Here is a 16,027-nt window from a genome sequence, read left to right as displayed (position 1 = left end):
TTAAAAAATGATTGTTTTCTATGACAAATAAAGTAGTGTGCACGCTATTTTTTTATCATTTTTTCCCTTAACAGCATTACCTGTTCAGGTTCGTTGGGTATAATCTCAGCTCGTTATTTAGAGCACCCCTTTGAGACAGCGCAAATTTAGAAAAGATTTTTAGATATTCAGATAGTTTGACCGTTAGATTTTAAAAAAAAATAAAACTAAAAATTACAATTAATTTAAATCTGGTTTCCTGCGATTTTTCTTGACCTCAGAAATATTCTTTTTATCCTTTATTCGCTTTCTAATTACTGATTTTGGAATTTTAGTGGGCTTTCTTTCCTTAGGAATAAATAATGCATTTTTAATCAATTCCAAAAATCGCTTAATTACAATTTCTTTATTTCTAAACTGACTTCGGTGTTCATCGCAATTCAAGATCAGAACAGCATCAGTAGTCAATCTGAAAGATAATTTGGTTGCAACCAACAGTTTTTCCTCATCCGTTAACCCCTGAGAATGGTGCACATCAAAACTTAATACCACTTTCGAGGAAACTTTATTTACGTTCTGGCCGCCAGCTCCACTGCTGCGTACTGCTTTGAAACTTAATTCAGATAAGATTTTATCGATTTCCATTGCAAGTGATTTTTTAAGATTGATGTGCAGGTTTCAACAAATCATTCACTGTTTTTACTGGATTAAAAGTAATCAAAGGCACTTGAACAAAAACCGTCAGCCAGTTTGCCATTGCGCCGTTCCACAAACCGGGTAATTCGTATCCTTTGATACTTTCGCCCGACACATTTTTTTCAACAATAAAACCGCTGTTGTCGTCCACAAATTGAGTCAGATCAAAATTCTCATTTTTATAATTTTTAATGCCACAAACTAAATCAACCGGATTGAAATGCGTAGCGGCATTCAGAATTGCCTTTTGAGTATCATTATCCAAATCGAATTGAGAACTTTCTACTATTTGTAATGAAATCCCTCCTAGATCATCCCGTAACCAAAATGGACCACCGCCAGGTTCTCCCTCGTTTTTCACCATTCCACATACACGTATTGGTCTGTTTAAAATCGTTTGCAGTTCCGTAATTTTATTTTTCAAGCTTTTGGAATAAAAACCATCCTTCATTGAAACATTTAAATTATCCTTCAAAAAAAGAATAATTTCATCTATTAATTCGGGTTCAATTGAAACAGAATCCAAAGCGTTTAAATAACTAAAAACCTTTTGCTGAATCCCTAATAATAACCCCGCCAAGCCTTTTTTGTACAGAGAAATTTTCTCTAAATTATTTTGAATTACATTATCAATATTTTTGATAAACACAATATCAGCATCCAGATTATTCAAATTTTCAATCAAAGCTCCATGGCCTGCGGGTCTAAAAACTAATTGTCCGTTTTCATCTCGCAAAGGCTTATTTTTCGTAGTTACCGCAAGGGTATCTGTGCTTTTATTTTGATACGAATAACTAATATTTATTGTTACACCTGACTTATTTTCAATTTCAGGTTTAATGGTATCTATGATGTTTTCAAAATGTTGTTGCTGTGATTCTGAAACTGTAAAATGCAAATGAGAACTATTATTAGCACTTGAATAATGAGTGCATTCCAGCAAATGCTCTTCAACAGGAGTTGCGATATGGGTTTTATACTTGTGAAAAGGAAGAATGCCTTTTGGCTGATTTGCAAAATCAAAAGATTTCGATGACAAAAGTAATTTTATAAAATAGTAATTCTTAAAACTGCGGTCCAAAGAATCAAAATCTGTAAACTCCGCTCTCAGTTGCTTATCTATTGCTTTAAAAAAAGGAAATTGCTCCATTCCTACTATGAAAATAGAAAGTTTACTTGCTTTTTTTCGGTTGATGTAAGCGTTTATCGATTCGTTTTCAATATCAAATTCATTAATAAATTCCGTCAAAAACTTAAACATTCTGCTGGCTGCCCCAGAAGCTGGAACAAATTTGTTTAATTTTAGGTTTAATTTATGGGCATCAAAAAAATTAGCTTTTTCTTGAAAATCTTTTTCAGATAATTTCAAAATACCATTTGACAATGTTGCCGGATTAATGACATCCGCTTTTGGTATTCCCTCTTTAAAAAAATTCAATTGCTTTTGAATATTTTTCATTGGAATTCCACACTCCTTTATATATACAAAATCAGCTGATGAAAACCCTAATTCTCTCGCTAAATTCAAATCATCGATAATAGCAATTGCTTTTTGAAGTCGCAAATCCTTGTTTCCGGAAAGTGTTATGAATGGCTTATTATTATCGATCAATGATTGCTTAAACACCGCAAAAACAGACTCTCTGCCTTCGGCTTTGTCTCTCAAGTCGTCTCTTTCCCAAGGCACATCAATGTCCGTTAGAAAAAACAAATCATACTCGTGATTGCGAGCCGCTTCATTCAACAACGGGTCACAATAGTTATAATATACCTCCGAAAAAACTTTAGTCACCATTAAATTAGTATCACAAAAAAGATATTTATTGGCAATCAGCGTTCGCTCATTTTCTAATTTGGCTTGACCATAAGCAATTGAAAGCATGTCGTCAACAGTACATATTTGTTGAATTGAGTTCCATTTTTCTTGTAAATAATCGCGTGCAAACTCAGGAACCCATTCGGTTTTATAATATTCCGCAAGTTGTTTGGCCAATGTGGTTTTGCCAGTACTTTCGGGACCAAAAAGAGCAATTTTTATAATTTCTGTGGTTCCAGTTTGCTGGAGTTGTCTGAGATTTTCTTCCATTCTAAATAGCCAAAAATGGCAACTATTGTAAATACTACGTATTGAAAACTGGTAAAAGTATAGCCTTTTGCAAAATATAACGGAATGGAAATTACATCTCCAACAATCCAAAATATCCAATTTTCTACTTTTCTTTTGGCCATCAGCCACATTCCCACAAAGAAAATCCCTGTAATGAATGTATCTATATAGGCATACCAAGTGGTGAATTTATCAAAATAATAATAAACTGAGACAACGAAGGCGACAGTAAATATAAAAAGAATTATTGCAATTCGTTTTTCTGAACTCGAAATTTTTGAAATGGGAAATTCTTCAGTATCCCCTTTTTTGCGAGTCCAATGATACCAGCCATAAATACTCATAACAAAATAATAGCCATTTATCATCATATCTCCCCATAGCGTCCATTTCCAAAGCAAATATACAAATATGGATGTACTTACTAATCCGGTTGGAAAAACTAAAATATTATCTTTTTTGGCGTACCAAACACTCAATAATCCAAAAATGACAGCTATAATTTCCAATATAATGTCTAATGTTGGATATTCGCTGTATTGTGAAAAAAAATAATCTATCATTAATTATGGTTAAAAAAATTAATATCCTTTTCAAAAGCAGTTCCTATAATTACTAAATCAGCTCCGAAGTCATACGCATTCTTGATTCCCTGCAAATCTACGATTCCGCCGCCAACGAGTAATGGAACTTTAATATTTTGAGCAATTAATGCAATCATTTCAAGCGGAATGGCTTGTTTCGCACCGCTTCCCGCCTCTAAATAAATCAACTTATTGCCTAACATTTCGCCTGCTTGTGCGGTTGCCAATACTAAATCTAAATTGCTCCGGTCTAAAGGCTTGGTTTTACTTACACGTTCTACCGCTGTTTCTGTGCCACTGTCTATAAGAATATATCCCGTTGAAATAATTTCAAGTTTTGTTTGTTTTAAAATGGGCGCGGCTTTTACTTGATGTTCGATTAAATAATCCGGATTACGACCAGAGATTAATGACAAAAACAAAATGGCATCTGCTTCCGCTGAAATCTGGGAAGGATTTCCGGGAAAAAGAACTACTGGCAAATTACAGTTTTGTTTAATTTTTACAATTAGTTCGTCTAGAATAGTAGTTGTAACCTGGCTTCCGCCAATGAAAATATGAGTTGCCGGCGATTGATTTATTTTTGAAATTAAATCGGATAAATTTTCCAAAACTACTTTATCAGGATCCAGAAGAATCGCCAGAAGTTTTTGACGTTCGACTTTAGATTGAATGATTTCGTTATAAATGTTTGTCATTTTTGGCACGCAGATTACGCGGATTTTACAGATTTAAACTGATTTCTGTTAATTAGTATGATTAATTATTACCTGTGTTGTCATTGCTTGGCCATTTCGGGCACAACATGACAAACTGCGCGACGGAATACTGAATTCTGGACACTATTTTTGGAAAGCATAAACTAATGTAAAACCTTCTATTTCTTCAAAATGAATATTAAAATCCATAATCAAATTATTAAAATGAAGTTTCGCGTCATTTTGTTTAACATTTAATTCGAATGACTGAACGTTTATATGATTTTTGAAACTGATTCCTTTTTCGTTTCTAATTTTGAAAATGGCTTCTTTGGCACCCCAAATAACCGTTAATTTTCGAATGTATTCTTCACTGTCCATATCCAAGAACTTAAATTCCGAATTACAAAATTTATCTGCGATCCGGGTGATTTTATCTCTTTGCAATTCGATATCGATTCCTACGGTTTCGTCACTGATAATAATCGCCGAAAAGTTATGCGAATGCGTTATTGAAATATGCTTTTCTCCATAAAGATGCGGTTTTCCAAATTCATCGTAATACAAATCTAAATCAGTGTGGCCCGTTTCCTGCAATAATTTGCGAACACTGAGAAATGCGCGCTGGTGCATTTCGGATTTCATCCCGTCGAGCCGCATGCGATTGGTCTCGTTTAAGATTACTTGTTCTAATAATTCTGCATAGGATTCGGTTACCTTCCAAACAAGAATTTGCGTGGTGTTCCCGACGATTCGAGATAAATTTATCGTTTTGAAAAGTGGCATCGTGTTATGATCTAGATTTTTAGCCCCGATTGAAGTGAAAATCCTTTTTATTTTTTTTTAAAAATAAAAAGATTAAAACAAAAAGCGGGAAATAGCTCCTAATAAAAATTATTTAGTTAATGTTCAAAAGATTAGCCAATTAAACAATTCATAAATCTTTTGGAAAACAGTTAAATTCTAAAGTTATTACGTAAATTTGCAAAAAATTTACAATTACAAATATACTATAAATGAGTACTACAACTATGCCTTTTGTGGCTTTCAAAGTAAAAGACATTTCTCTAGCGGCTTGGGGAAGAAAAGAAATTGAATTAGCTGAAGCTGAAATGCCTGGTTTAATGGCACTTCGCGCTGAATACAAAAACGAACAACCACTTGCTGGTGCTCGTATTGCAGGATGTTTGCACATGACAATCCAAACTGCGGTTTTGATTGAAACTTTAATCGCTCTTGGTGCTGAAGTGACTTGGAGTTCTTGTAACATTTTCTCAACTCAAGATCAAGCTGCTGCTGCGATTGCTGCTGCAGGAATTCAAGTTTATGCTTGGAAAGGTTTGAACGAGGAAGATTTTGACTGGTGTATTGAGCAAACATTATTTTTTGGTGAAGACAGAAAACCATTGAATATGATTCTTGATGACGGTGGAGATTTGACTAATATGGTTATCGATCGTTTCCCGGAATTGGTTGCAGGAATAAAAGGATTATCTGAAGAAACTACCACTGGAGTTCACAGATTGTACGAAAGAGTAAAAGCGGGAACATTGCCAATGCCGGCGATCAACGTTAATGACTCGGTTACTAAATCGAAATTTGATAACAAATACGGTTGTAAAGAATCTGCAGTTGATGCGGTTCGTCGCGCAACTGATATTATGCTTGCTGCAAAAAGAGTAATCGTTTGTGGTTACGGTGACGTGGGTAAAGGAACTGCGGCTTCTTTTAGAGGTGCTGGATCTATTGTTACTGTTACTGAAATTGACCCAATTTGTGCGCTTCAAGCCGCAATGGACGGTTTTGAAGTAAAAAAATTAGATACCGTTATTGCTACTGCTGATATTATCATTACCACTACTGGAAATAAAGATATCGTTTTGGGTTCTCATTTTGAAAAAATGAAAGACAAAACTATCGTTTGTAACATCGGGCATTTTGATAACGAAATTGATATGGCTTGGTTGAACACAAACCATGGTGCCTCAAAAATCGAAATTAAACCACAAGTTGACAAATATACTATTGCTGGAAAAGATATTCTTATCCTTGCTGAAGGTCGTTTAGTAAACCTTGGTTGTGCTACGGGTCACCCAAGTTTTGTAATGAGTAACTCATTTACAAACCAAACGCTTGCTCAAATCGAATTATGGAAAAACAGCGCGTCATACAATAATGAAGTTTACATGTTACCAAAACATTTAGATGAGAAAGTAGCAATGCTACACTTGGCTAAGTTAGGTGTTGAATTGGAGACTTTACGTACTGATCAAGCTGATTATATAGGTGTTCCAGTTGAAGGTCCATTCAAACCAGAATATTACAGATATTAGTCTGAAATTAGATTTTTAGATTATTGGATTTTTAGAACCCTTGCAGAAATGCGAGGGTTGTTTGTTTTTGGGCGTGACCACGTTACGCGACTTGTTGTTGTTAGTATGAGCATATCACGGATTTTAATTACTAATTAAAATGTGTAAAGACCAAGGTTTAATTCACATCCCAATAAAAGTAAAACCTATTATTAATAAATCAGTAACAGAATCATTATAATCTAAGTTTATGGTATATTTGAGAGAATTATTTTTGTTCAGGAAATTCAACTTATTGAAAAGACTTAATCATAAAACCGAAAAAAAATAACCTTAACTACAAAATCATGAATACTTATTCTATTATCGCCCAACTTGTAATCGCGCTGTCTGTAGGTTATGTTTGGATTTTTAGATTTGATAACATCGTTAAAGAATTTAAACAATATGGACTTTCTGATTTAACACGAAATATTGTAGGCGCTTCTAAAATAGTGTTAGCAACGTTATTAATAACAGGAATTTGGTATCCTGAATTAGTCTTTATACCGGCACTTTTAATGGCTTTTTTAATGGCAAGCGCACAATTTTTTCATTTTAAAGCAAAAAATCCCTGGTCTAAACATTTTCCATCTTTATTCCTTTTGGCGTTATCCCTTTTTGTCGCACTATTCGCTTCCAAATAATTAAAATATGAATTTCTTAAATGTACTTATTTTCTTTTCGGCAGCCTCGTTTCTTATTTACGGAATCGCTTATTTTGTTTCTACAAATATGAAAAACGAATTCAAACGCTTTGGCCTCGAAAAGTTTGGAATATTAACCGCTGTTTTAGAATTGACAGGCGCTTTTGGTTTATTTATAGGCATCCAGAATTACACTATTTTAGTTTTTGCCTCAGGCGGCTTAGCTTTGTTGATGCTGCTTGGTGTGGGCGTAAGAATAAAGATGAAAGATTCTTTGTTAGTTTCCTTACCCGCCTTTTTTTACTTTCTTTTGAACAGCTATATTTTATATAAAACCTTAGAATAAATAATCAGAAGTTTAGTTTTATTGCAGTCAGCGAGGTTTTTTAAAATAGCAACAACTTTTCTTAAATGAACATACAAACCCATTTAGGTATAAAAAATCTGCAATCGAAACTTCAAACATAATTCATGATATCAATTTTTCATGAAATATTAAAACCAAAAAACCCGTCCCGATAAAATCGGGACGGGTTTTTAAATAATTGAGAAAATCAATTATGCTTCAACTTCGAATGGAAGTATGGAAACATACGATTTGTTATCTCTTTTCTTTTGGAAGAAAACAACTCCATCTACTCTTGCGTGTAGTGTGTGGTCTTTACTAATGTAAACGTTTGCACCTGGATTATGTTTTGAACCTCTTTGTCTTACGATGATGTTCCCAGCAATAGCAGCTTGACCACCAAATATCTTAACGCCTAAACGTTTTGATTCTGATTCTCTACCATTCTTTGAACTACCGACACCTTTCTTGTGAGCCATGACGTATTAGTTTTATTTTGTTATTATTCTTGTGTATCTTCTTTTTTAGCTTTAGCTACCTTTTTCTTAGGAGCTTCAACTTCTTCTGTAGTTGCTTCAGCTGCTGCTTTTTTAGGAGCTGCTTTCTTTGCACCACCACCAGTAATACCTTCAATTACAATTTGAGTAAGATATTGTCTGTGACCGTTTCTCTTTTTGTATCCTTTTCTTCTTTTCTTTTTGAAAACGATAACTTTATCTCCTTTTAAGTGTTGTAACACTTTAGCTTCTACTGAAGCACCTTCTATAGCTGGGGCGCCTAAAGTGATTGTTCCGTTGTCATCTAATAAAAGAACTTTGTCAAAAGAAACTTTTGAACCTTCTTCATTAGTCAAACGGTGAACATAAACCTTTAAGTCTTTGCTTACTTTGAACTGTTGCCCTGCTATCTCTACGATTGCATACATACTGGATTGTTTTAATAATTTTTAAGGTTGCAAATATACAATTAAATATTTACCTCGCAATCTGTTGAAGAAAAAAAACATTCTTTACGTCACAATTCTATATTTCATTGACTTTTTAAAGCTTTTGTATGAAACATCTTGATGAACTAATGTTAAATCTCCCACGCCAAAATGATTTTTGTGTAACAAAAAATTAAATCTCCTACTAACTTAACATATTAACAAAATTATTAACCTTATGAAAAATTCATTAATGGCTTTAGGTGCTTTGTTTATGCTAGGAGGAGTCGCTTCAGCGCAGAAAGTAGCTTTTGAGGAATACAAATTAGACAATGGCCTGCATGTAATTTTGCACAACGATCCATCTGCTCCTACTGTTATTACGTCAGTAATGTACCACGTGGGTGCCAAAGACGAAAATCCGGAGAGAACTGGTTTTGCTCACTTTTTTGAACATTTGTTATTTGAAGGAACCGAAAATATCAAACGCGGTGAGTGGTTTAAGATTGTGACCGGAAACGGCGGTGTGAATAATGCGAACACTACTGATGACAGAACGTATTACTATGAAGTTTTCCCTTCTAACAACCTAGAATTAGGTTTGTGGATGGAAGCAGAAAGAATGTTGCATCCAGTAATTAATCAAATTGGTGTTAATACTCAAAACGAAGTGGTGAAAGAAGAAAAAAGACTACGTGTTGACAATCAGCCTTACGGAAACTTTTTAGCGGAAGTAAAAAAGAATATTTTTACAAAACACCCATACCGTTGGGCAACTATTGGATCTATGAGCCATTTAGACGCTGCAACATTAGAAGAATTCCAAGCTTTCAACAAGAAATTTTACATTCCGAATAATGCTGTTTTGATTGTTGCCGGTGATTTCAAAAATGAACAAGCCAAGGAATGGATTCAAAAATATTTTGGACCTATAAAAAAAGGAGCTGCTATTCAAAGAGAAAAATTTGTTGAAGAACCGATTACTCAAACCATCAAAGCTAAATTTGAAGATGCTAACATCCAAATTCCAGCAATTGTAGCAGCGTACAGAACGCCGTCTATGAAAACCAGAGATGCTAGAGTGCTAGACATGATTTCATCTATTTTAAGCGATGGAAAAAGCTCAAGATTATACAAAAAAATAGTTGACGACAAGAAAATGGCCCTACAAATTGGTGCTTTTAGTAATAGTCAAGAAGATTACGGAAGTTACATCATTTACGGCTTGCCACAAGCTCCAAACACTGCTGAGAATATTCTTGCCGAAATCGACTTGGAAATTGTAAAGCTTCAAACGGAATTACTTTCTGAAAAAGACTTACAAAAATTACAAAATAAATTCGAAAATCAGTATGTAAACAGCAACTCGACGATTGACGGTATTGCTGACAACTTGGCTTCGTACCATTTGTTATACGGTGATGTAAACTTAATTAATACCGAAATCGAAATCTACCGTTCCATCACTCGTGAAGAAATCAGAGATATTGCCAAGAAATATTTAAATCCAAACCAAAGATTAGTTTTGGATTACGTTCCATCTAAAGACAAAGCTCAAAACTAAGATATATCATTATGAAAAAATCAATATTAATTTTATCAAGCTTGTTCTTAACAGTAATCATGCAAGGACAAATCATCCCTCAGCCAAAACCCGGAGTCGCTCCAACCATAAAAATTGGAAAACCGATAACATTTGAATTAAAAAATGGTTTAAAAGTTATGGTGGTTGAAAACCATAAATTACCTCGAGTATCATTCAGTCTTACGTTAGACAATGATCCGTACGCTGAAGGCGACAAAAAAGGAGTTGCTGACATGACCAGTACTTTAATTGGAAGCGGAACTACTAAAATTTCTAAAACGGCTTTCAATGAAGAAGTAGATTTTCTGGGAGCCAACATCAATTTTAGTTCTAATGGTGCTTCTGCAAGCGCATTATCTAAATATTCTGGAAGAGTTTTAGAATTAATGGCTGATGGTGCATTAAACCCAAACTTCACCCAAGAAGAATTTGACAAAGAAAAAACAAAACTTATTGAAGGCCTGAAAGCAAATGAAAAAAGCGTTTCAGCAGTAGCAGCAAGAGTTCTAAATGTTTTGACTTACGGAAAAAATCATCCAGCGGGAGAATATGTAAGCGAAGCTACGTTGAAAAATGTAACACTTGCGGATGTAAAAGCAAATTACAATACTTATTTTGTTCCAAGTAACGCTTACCTAATTATTGTTGGTGATGTAAAATTCAAAGAAACAAAAAAAATGGTAGAGAAATTCTTTGGTTCATGGAAAAAAGCAGCTGCTCCTTCTATTTCTTACAACGATCCAAAAGATGTTTCGGCAACACAAATCAATTTTATTGATATGCCGAATGCAGTTCAATCAGAAGTTTCGGTAGGGAATATTTCGAAACTTAAAATGACTGATCCTGATTATTTTGCCGTTTTGATAGCAAACCAAATCCTTGGAGGTGATTTCAACAGTTACATTAATATGAACTTAAGAGAAGCTCACGGATGGACGTATGGCGCTAGAACTAGCATTTACGGAGACAAACGCGTTTCTAGTTTCACTGCTTCTACTCAAGTTCGTAATGCAGTAACAGACAGTACGGTTATGGAAATTTTCAAAGAATTCAAAAAAATCAGAACTGAAAAAGTGACTGACGAAATGTTAGCCAGCGTAAAAGCAGGATACATTGGACGATTTGTAATGCAAATTGAAAAACCACAAACGGTAGCTGGATATGCTTTGAGAATTCAAACTCAAAGTTTACCGGCTGATTTTTACGAAAATTACATCAAAAATATCAGCGCTGTAACAGCAAATGACATTTTAAGAGTAGCAAACAAATACTTCTTGGAAAATAATAGCAGAGTAGTAATTGTAGGAAAAGCAGCTGATGTAGCTCCTGGCTTAGAAAAATTAAAATTCCCGGTATCGTACTTTGATAAGTACGGAAATCCAACGGCTAAACCTGAATTCAAAAAATCGGTTCCCGCTGGAGTTACTGCAAAAAGCGTTATTGACAATTACATCAAAGTTATTGGTGGAGAAAAAGCAGCTTCGGCTGTAAAAACAATCGCAATGATTGGAACTACAACAATTCCACAAGCGCCTTCTCCATTAAATTTTACTTCTAAAATTGATGCTAAAGGAAAACTTATGGTTGAATTAGCCATGGGAACAATGAGCATAATGAAACAAGTAGTAAATGAAAAAGGAGCTTACGTAATGCAACAAGGACAGCGCCAAAACATCGAAGGAACAATGCTAACAGACATGAAAGCGGCTGCAACACCATTTGAAGAATTATCTCTTTCTAAAAAACAAGGATTAACTTTAGAATCTATTGAGTCTATAAACGGAAAAGACGCTTATGCTGTTAAAAACGGAAAAACTACTTTGTTTTATGACGTAGCATCTGGTTTGAAATTAGCCGAATCTAAAGTAGTTGAACAAGGCGGTAAAAGCATCACACAAACTACAAATTATGCAGATTACAAAGAAGTAAAAGGAGTAAAAGTTCCTTTTAATATCATACAAAATGTAGGTTTTGAATTGGATATAAAAATGTCTGATGTAAAAATTAATGAAGGTGTTTCAGATGCTGATTTTCAATAATCAAAATTTGAATGAGTGAATAAAGGCTGTCTATTTTTTGGACAGCCTTTATTTTTTTATGCTATTTAAACTTTTCAAATTAATCATTACTTCTTCGATGATAAATATACTCCGATTAAAATAATAAAGGCACCAAAAAACTGCACTGACGTAAGCATTTCATTGTCTAATAATCCCCAGCAAAAAGCAACAACAGGAATCAAATAGGTTACTGAAGTAGCAAAAACTGGTGAAGACATTTGGATCAATTTAAAAAACAAAATATTCGCAATTCCGGTTCCCACAACCCCAAGAATCATTATAAACATAATCGATTCCTGCACTTTCACATCATTTACTATTTCGAAGAAACCGGAGAAAAACAAGATTATGGATGCCGGAAAAAACAATACCATAAAATTCCCGGTAGTAATACTCAGCGGACTCAAATCATGCAAATATTTTTTGATTAAATTCACATTTACTGCGTAACATATCGACGCTATTAGAACTAAAATTGCATAATAATAGTTTTGTTCGGGATGATGCATGGCACCGTTCAAGATCAACAAGGCGCTTCCTAATAAACCAATTAGAATTCCAAAAATTTGATTTCTTTTGAATTGCAGTCCAAAAACTAAAGCGCCAAGAATTAATGTATTCAAAGGAGTTAGCGAATTCAAAATAGAACTCACGGAACTATCAATTTCAGTCTGTGCAATCGCAAATAAGTAAGCGGGTATAAATGTCCCGAATAAAGATGTTAAAGCAATGTATTTCCATTTATTCGCCGGAATTTTGGACAAACTTTTAAACCCTATCAATATTAAAAAAACAGCGGCAAAAATGATTCGCAACGATCCCAACTGTAAAGCCGTTAAACCAATTAATCCTTTTTTTATTAGTATGAATGAACTTCCCCACACCAAGGCAAGAACCATCAAGTACAACCATTTTAACTGCTTCGATTCCATAAAAATAATTTTGCCCCAAAATTGTAATTATTTTATGAATTAGTCCTTCTTTTTTTAATTAATTTTGTGAAATACAAACACGCTTTTAACCTTTAAAAATATACATCATAATGAATTATAAAAAATCAATCGTAACGCTAGTACTTGCAAGCATTTTATTTGTAGGCTGTAAAGAAAAAGAAACGGAAATGGTTTCAATAGAAACAGCAACTACAGAAGCTATAAAAATCGAAAAAGACCCGAACGATAGCGAACAGCCGAAGAAAATTGCAGCTGCCAATCTTCAGACAGCGAGTTTCTCTGTGGAAGGAATGACATGCGCTGTGGGTTGTGCCAAAACGATTCAAGAGGATTTAACCAAACTGGACGGCGTTCAGAAAGCAACGGTAGATTTTGAAAAAAAATTAGCTACTGTAACTTTTGACAAAACAGTTCAAACTCCAGAAAAATTGACAAAAGTTGTCGAAGCCGCCGCAGACGGTAAAACATACAAAGTCTCAAATATGAAGTCCTAATTCAGCCTTTTAAATTGCCAAAAAAAGCATTCGCCAGTAACCGAATGCTTTTTTTATACAAGAAAGTCAAATTCATTTAAGAAAGCATTGTATCCAATATTTACACGTTTGCTAGTGCTTAAATGTCTTGTATGATTATAAAAAAATATTGCTTGTTGAAAATTTACAGTGTTATTATTTCCATTTCAAGGTTTCCATCAGTCGCTGCATGTCATTTTTGATATAACTCGCCGCCGGCATAATAGAATCATAATTGGGTTTTGCATAGAAGTAAACGGAACCTGTCACAAAATGTCGCGTGCTGTCAGTAGCATAAAACTGTGAGTTTGTGGCCGCATTTCCCTCTACCTGATAAAACATACCGTACACTTTTTTATCGGAATTCAAATACGGTTGTTCAAGAATATCGTCCGCTTTTATCACATGTTCAAAAGTCAATTTTTGCGCATCCCGCAACAGTTCATTAATATTTTTCGCAACAGGTTTGTAGGTAAGATAAATAGTTGCTTTCATTTTTGGATACGTAATGGTAAAACCGCAATCCGTCTCTTTTTTGATAATGGCAGCCGAATTCATTTCAAAAGTAAAAGGACATTCATTTGCAAAATTTACATATTTAGCTTCCGGATAATCCAGACGAAGATGGCTGGAGGGTTTTGGCAAGACATCATCTTTACAACTGAAACTCAATAATGACATTATTACTATTGCCGAAAAAGTGATTATTTTTTTAAACATTTCTATTCTAAATTTATTTAATCTTTTATTTTTTTAAAGAATCGTATTCCACAAGAATTCCCTTTCCTTCGGAGGGGGCTAGGGGAAGGATTATTCAATTGTTACTTTTATTTGCTTCACCCGCTTTTGATCCACGGCTTCTATTGTAAACAGACAATTTTCGAATGAAATTCTCTGATTTTTTTTTGGAAAATTTCCTAAAATTTCAAGAATAAAACCAGCCAATGTCTCAGCTTCTCCTTTTTTTATTTCGAATAATTCTTCGTCGACATCAATTATTCTGTAAAAATCCTTAAGGTTTATTTTTCCTTCAAAAAGATAATTTTTATCATCAATTTGAGAAAAATTAATATTCTCATCGTCAAATTCATCACTGATATCCCCTACAATTTCTTCAATAACATCTTCAAGTGATACCAAACCGGAAGTTCCTCCATATTCATCGACAACTATCGCGAGATGGCTTTTCATACTCTGAAAATCTTTCAACAAATTGTCCAGTTTTTTATTTTCAGGAACAAAGAAAGGCTCTCGCAACAATGATTTCCAGTCAAATTCATTCGTGTTAATATGCGGAAGCAAATCTTTGACATACAAAACGCCTTCTATCTGGTCTATATTGTCTCGATACACTGGAATTCTGGAAAATCCTTTTTCTATGATTTTAGGACAAATAACAGAGAAGGATTCGTCTATTTCTAAAGCAAATATATCGATTCGGGGACTCATTACTTGCTTTGTATCGGTATTTCCAAAGCTTACAATTCCTTCTAAAATTTTTTGCTCTTCGGTAGAAGTTTGATCCGAAGCTGTTAATTCTAAGGCTTGTGATAATTGATCTACGGAGAAATTTGTTTTTTGCTTTCCCAATTTATTATGCAGATAAATTGTTGCAGCGCGCATGGGTAAACTTATTGGCGAAAGCAATTTGTCCAAAAAAGCAACTGGATACACAATCAATTTGGCAAACTTTCTATTGTTTCTACTGGCGTATACTTTTGGCAAGACCTGACCGAATAATAAAATTAAAAAAGTCGCGGTCAGTACTTCCAGAATAAATTTTAAAAGTGGTGCTGTTACTGCCGAAAAAATAGTTTTCCCAACAAATGAAAACAATAATACTACCGAAATAGTGATGAAATTATTAGCAACAAGAAGTGTCGCCACGAGTTTTTTTGGTTTTTCTAAAAGTGCAGCAATAAGTTTCCCTTTAGAGTTGTTTTCTTGCAGCGTTTCGTCAATGTCTTTTTGTGACAACGAAAACAAGGCTACTTCGGCACCTGAAATTAAAGCGGAACAAAACAGCAAAATAACTATTCCTGTAAAGCCAAATACTACATTAGTATCAATAACGTAAGCAAAAAATAAACTGGGCTCTGGGTCCAAATTAGTCAAGATTAATTAAACAATCAAAATGGCAAGTCATTAATAGGCAAGACATTATTTTCCGGGTCAAAATTAGTGTTTTTAGCAATATCAGCTGCAGGAATTTGTTTGTTGTTTTCACTGTCTTTTTTTGTGGAAAGAAAAGTAAATTCGGTTACCTGAATTTCAGAGGTGTGTTTTGTGCTTCCGTCCTCTGACTGCCATTGGCGGGACTTAATACGTCCTTCCACATATATTTTATCGCCTTTAGAAAGGTATTTTTCACAAAGTTCAGCGGCTTTATTGCGTACTACCAAATTATGCCACTCTGTAGAAGTGATTTTTTCATTCGTAGTTTTGTTGATATACACTTCGTTTGTTGCCAACTGAAATCTTCCGATACAATTGCCTCCGTCAAAATAATGCATTTTGACATCATCGCCAAGAAAACCAATTAGCATAACCTTATTTAATGTTCCGTTCATTTTAGAATGTAGTA

At 34.2% G+C, this 16,027-nt stretch carries 17 protein-coding genes; 6 read left to right on the top strand and 11 right to left on the bottom strand.

The window, feature by feature from the left end:
- Nucleotides 1-219: 219 nt before the first annotated feature.
- The 5 genes from arfB to ACP7AT_RS03115 form a co-directional block, all read right to left on the bottom strand.
- Nucleotides 220-624, bottom strand: a complete 405-nt coding sequence (gene arfB / locus ACP7AT_RS03135; protein WP_426062900.1) for an alternative ribosome rescue aminoacyl-tRNA hydrolase ArfB — start codon at nucleotides 622-624, stop codon at nucleotides 220-222.
- Nucleotides 625-637: 13 nt separating this feature from the next.
- Complete coding sequence (locus ACP7AT_RS03130) at nucleotides 638-2,761, bottom strand: DUF4301 family protein (protein WP_426062899.1); 2,124 nt, start codon at nucleotides 2,759-2,761, stop codon at nucleotides 638-640.
- Nucleotides 2,710-3,345 carry a nicotinamide riboside transporter PnuC gene (gene pnuC, locus ACP7AT_RS03125; protein WP_426062898.1) on the bottom strand — a complete coding sequence of 212 codons (636 nt, stop codon included), beginning with the start codon at nucleotides 3,343-3,345 and terminating at the stop codon, nucleotides 2,710-2,712. The genes ACP7AT_RS03130 and pnuC overlap by 52 nt, the downstream gene beginning before the upstream one ends.
- Complete coding sequence (locus ACP7AT_RS03120; RefSeq protein ID WP_426062897.1) at nucleotides 3,345-4,064, bottom strand: geranylgeranylglyceryl/heptaprenylglyceryl phosphate synthase; 720 nt, start codon at nucleotides 4,062-4,064, stop codon at nucleotides 3,345-3,347. Before ACP7AT_RS03120 ends, pnuC begins: the two co-directional genes overlap by 1 nt.
- A gap of 144 nt (nucleotides 4,065-4,208) precedes the next feature.
- Complete coding sequence (locus ACP7AT_RS03115; protein WP_426062896.1) at nucleotides 4,209-4,850, bottom strand: 4'-phosphopantetheinyl transferase family protein; 642 nt, start codon at nucleotides 4,848-4,850, stop codon at nucleotides 4,209-4,211.
- A gap of 230 nt (nucleotides 4,851-5,080) precedes the next feature.
- On the opposite strand from ACP7AT_RS03115, the gene ahcY reads away from it, so the two are divergent.
- The 3 genes from ahcY (at nucleotide 5,081) to ACP7AT_RS03100 (ending at nucleotide 7,408) form a co-directional block, all read left to right on the top strand.
- On the top strand, nucleotides 5,081-6,397 hold the full coding sequence (ahcY, locus tag ACP7AT_RS03110) for an adenosylhomocysteinase (protein WP_091203022.1): 1,317 nt from the start codon (nucleotides 5,081-5,083) through the stop codon (nucleotides 6,395-6,397).
- Between the two features lie 326 nt (nucleotides 6,398-6,723).
- Nucleotides 6,724-7,062 carry a DoxX family protein gene (locus ACP7AT_RS03105; protein WP_426062895.1) on the top strand — a complete coding sequence of 113 codons (339 nt, stop codon included), beginning with the start codon at nucleotides 6,724-6,726 and terminating at the stop codon, nucleotides 7,060-7,062.
- 7 nt (nucleotides 7,063-7,069) lie between these two features.
- Nucleotides 7,070-7,408 carry a DoxX family protein gene (locus ACP7AT_RS03100; protein ID WP_091203024.1) on the top strand — a complete coding sequence of 113 codons (339 nt, stop codon included), beginning with the start codon at nucleotides 7,070-7,072 and terminating at the stop codon, nucleotides 7,406-7,408.
- A 212-nt stretch (nucleotides 7,409-7,620) separates the two neighbouring features.
- Here ACP7AT_RS03100 and rpmA read toward each other — a convergent pair whose 3' ends face one another.
- Complete coding sequence (gene rpmA / locus ACP7AT_RS03095; RefSeq protein WP_086453627.1) at nucleotides 7,621-7,887, bottom strand: 50S ribosomal protein L27; 267 nt, start codon at nucleotides 7,885-7,887, stop codon at nucleotides 7,621-7,623.
- Nucleotides 7,888-7,910: 23 nt separating this feature from the next.
- Complete coding sequence (gene rplU, locus ACP7AT_RS03090) at nucleotides 7,911-8,333, bottom strand: 50S ribosomal protein L21 (protein ID WP_426062894.1); 423 nt, start codon at nucleotides 8,331-8,333, stop codon at nucleotides 7,911-7,913.
- 238 nt (nucleotides 8,334-8,571) lie between these two features.
- Between rplU and ACP7AT_RS03085 the strand changes: the two genes are divergently transcribed.
- Together ACP7AT_RS03085 and ACP7AT_RS03080 are read left to right on the top strand one after the other, a co-directional pair.
- A complete protein-coding gene (locus tag ACP7AT_RS03085) occupies nucleotides 8,572-9,897 on the top strand; it encodes a M16 family metallopeptidase (protein ID WP_426062893.1) in 1,326 nt (441 codons plus the stop codon).
- An 11-nt stretch (nucleotides 9,898-9,908) separates the two neighbouring features.
- Nucleotides 9,909-11,957, top strand: coding sequence for an insulinase family protein (locus ACP7AT_RS03080; RefSeq protein WP_426062892.1), 2,049 nt, complete (start codon nucleotides 9,909-9,911; stop codon nucleotides 11,955-11,957).
- 86 nt (nucleotides 11,958-12,043) lie between these two features.
- Here ACP7AT_RS03080 and ACP7AT_RS03075 read toward each other — a convergent pair whose 3' ends face one another.
- Nucleotides 12,044-12,910 (bottom strand): DMT family transporter, encoded by an 867-nt coding sequence (locus ACP7AT_RS03075; RefSeq protein WP_426062891.1) that lies wholly within the window; start codon nucleotides 12,908-12,910, stop codon nucleotides 12,044-12,046.
- Between the two features lie 110 nt (nucleotides 12,911-13,020).
- On the opposite strand from ACP7AT_RS03075, the gene ACP7AT_RS03070 reads away from it, so the two are divergent.
- Nucleotides 13,021-13,425, top strand: coding sequence for a heavy-metal-associated domain-containing protein (locus ACP7AT_RS03070; protein ID WP_426062890.1), 405 nt, complete (start codon nucleotides 13,021-13,023; stop codon nucleotides 13,423-13,425).
- A 174-nt stretch (nucleotides 13,426-13,599) separates the two neighbouring features.
- Here the strand turns inward: ACP7AT_RS03070 and gldD are convergent, their stop codons facing one another.
- From gldD to ACP7AT_RS03055, 3 genes are all read right to left on the bottom strand, one after another.
- On the bottom strand, nucleotides 13,600-14,163 hold the full coding sequence (gldD, locus tag ACP7AT_RS03065) for a gliding motility lipoprotein GldD (protein ID WP_426062889.1): 564 nt from the start codon (nucleotides 14,161-14,163) through the stop codon (nucleotides 13,600-13,602).
- A 90-nt stretch (nucleotides 14,164-14,253) separates the two neighbouring features.
- Nucleotides 14,254-15,549: a gliding motility-associated protein GldE gene (locus ACP7AT_RS03060; protein WP_426063063.1), complete on the bottom strand. Its 1,296-nt coding sequence runs from the start codon at nucleotides 15,547-15,549 to the stop codon at nucleotides 14,254-14,256.
- A 23-nt stretch (nucleotides 15,550-15,572) separates the two neighbouring features.
- On the bottom strand, nucleotides 15,573-16,013 hold the full coding sequence (locus ACP7AT_RS03055; protein ID WP_426062888.1) for a single-stranded DNA-binding protein: 441 nt from the start codon (nucleotides 16,011-16,013) through the stop codon (nucleotides 15,573-15,575).
- Nucleotides 16,014-16,027: the final 14 nt, after the last annotated feature.

The sequence above is a fragment of the Flavobacterium sp. DSP2-3-1 genome (assembly GCF_049896865.1).
Lineage (GTDB): Bacteria > Bacteroidota > Bacteroidia > Flavobacteriales > Flavobacteriaceae > Flavobacterium.
The sequence above is the reverse complement of the archived record's forward strand: the minus strand, read 5'-3'. Positions and strand labels throughout refer to the sequence as shown.

Bases quoted from the DNA above. Each gene is read 5' to 3' on its own strand.
- arfB (WP_426062900.1), bottom strand. From the start codon at position 624: ATGGAAATCGATAAAATCTTATCTGAATTAAGTTTCAAAGCAGTACGC.
- ACP7AT_RS03130 (WP_426062899.1), bottom strand. From the start codon at position 2,761: ATGGAAGAAAATCTCAGACAACTCCAGCAAACTGGAACCACAGAAATT.
- pnuC (WP_426062898.1), bottom strand. From the start codon at position 3,345: ATGATAGATTATTTTTTTTCACAATACAGCGAATATCCAACATTAGAC.
- ACP7AT_RS03120 (WP_426062897.1), bottom strand. From the start codon at position 4,064: ATGACAAACATTTATAACGAAATCATTCAATCTAAAGTCGAACGTCAA.
- ACP7AT_RS03115 (WP_426062896.1), bottom strand. From the start codon at position 4,850: ATGCCACTTTTCAAAACGATAAATTTATCTCGAATCGTCGGGAACACC.
- ahcY (WP_091203022.1), top strand. From the start codon at position 5,081: ATGAGTACTACAACTATGCCTTTTGTGGCTTTCAAAGTAAAAGACATT.
- ACP7AT_RS03105 (WP_426062895.1), top strand. From the start codon at position 6,724: ATGAATACTTATTCTATTATCGCCCAACTTGTAATCGCGCTGTCTGTA.
- ACP7AT_RS03100 (WP_091203024.1), top strand. From the start codon at position 7,070: ATGAATTTCTTAAATGTACTTATTTTCTTTTCGGCAGCCTCGTTTCTT.
- rpmA (WP_086453627.1), bottom strand. From the start codon at position 7,887: ATGGCTCACAAGAAAGGTGTCGGTAGTTCAAAGAATGGTAGAGAATCA.
- rplU (WP_426062894.1), bottom strand. From the start codon at position 8,333: ATGTATGCAATCGTAGAGATAGCAGGGCAACAGTTCAAAGTAAGCAAA.
- ACP7AT_RS03085 (WP_426062893.1), top strand. From the start codon at position 8,572: ATGAAAAATTCATTAATGGCTTTAGGTGCTTTGTTTATGCTAGGAGGA.
- ACP7AT_RS03080 (WP_426062892.1), top strand. From the start codon at position 9,909: ATGAAAAAATCAATATTAATTTTATCAAGCTTGTTCTTAACAGTAATC.
- ACP7AT_RS03075 (WP_426062891.1), bottom strand. From the start codon at position 12,910: ATGGAATCGAAGCAGTTAAAATGGTTGTACTTGATGGTTCTTGCCTTG.
- ACP7AT_RS03070 (WP_426062890.1), top strand. From the start codon at position 13,021: ATGAATTATAAAAAATCAATCGTAACGCTAGTACTTGCAAGCATTTTA.
- gldD (WP_426062889.1), bottom strand. From the start codon at position 14,163: ATGTTTAAAAAAATAATCACTTTTTCGGCAATAGTAATAATGTCATTA.
- ACP7AT_RS03055 (WP_426062888.1), bottom strand. From the start codon at position 16,013: ATGAACGGAACATTAAATAAGGTTATGCTAATTGGTTTTCTTGGCGAT.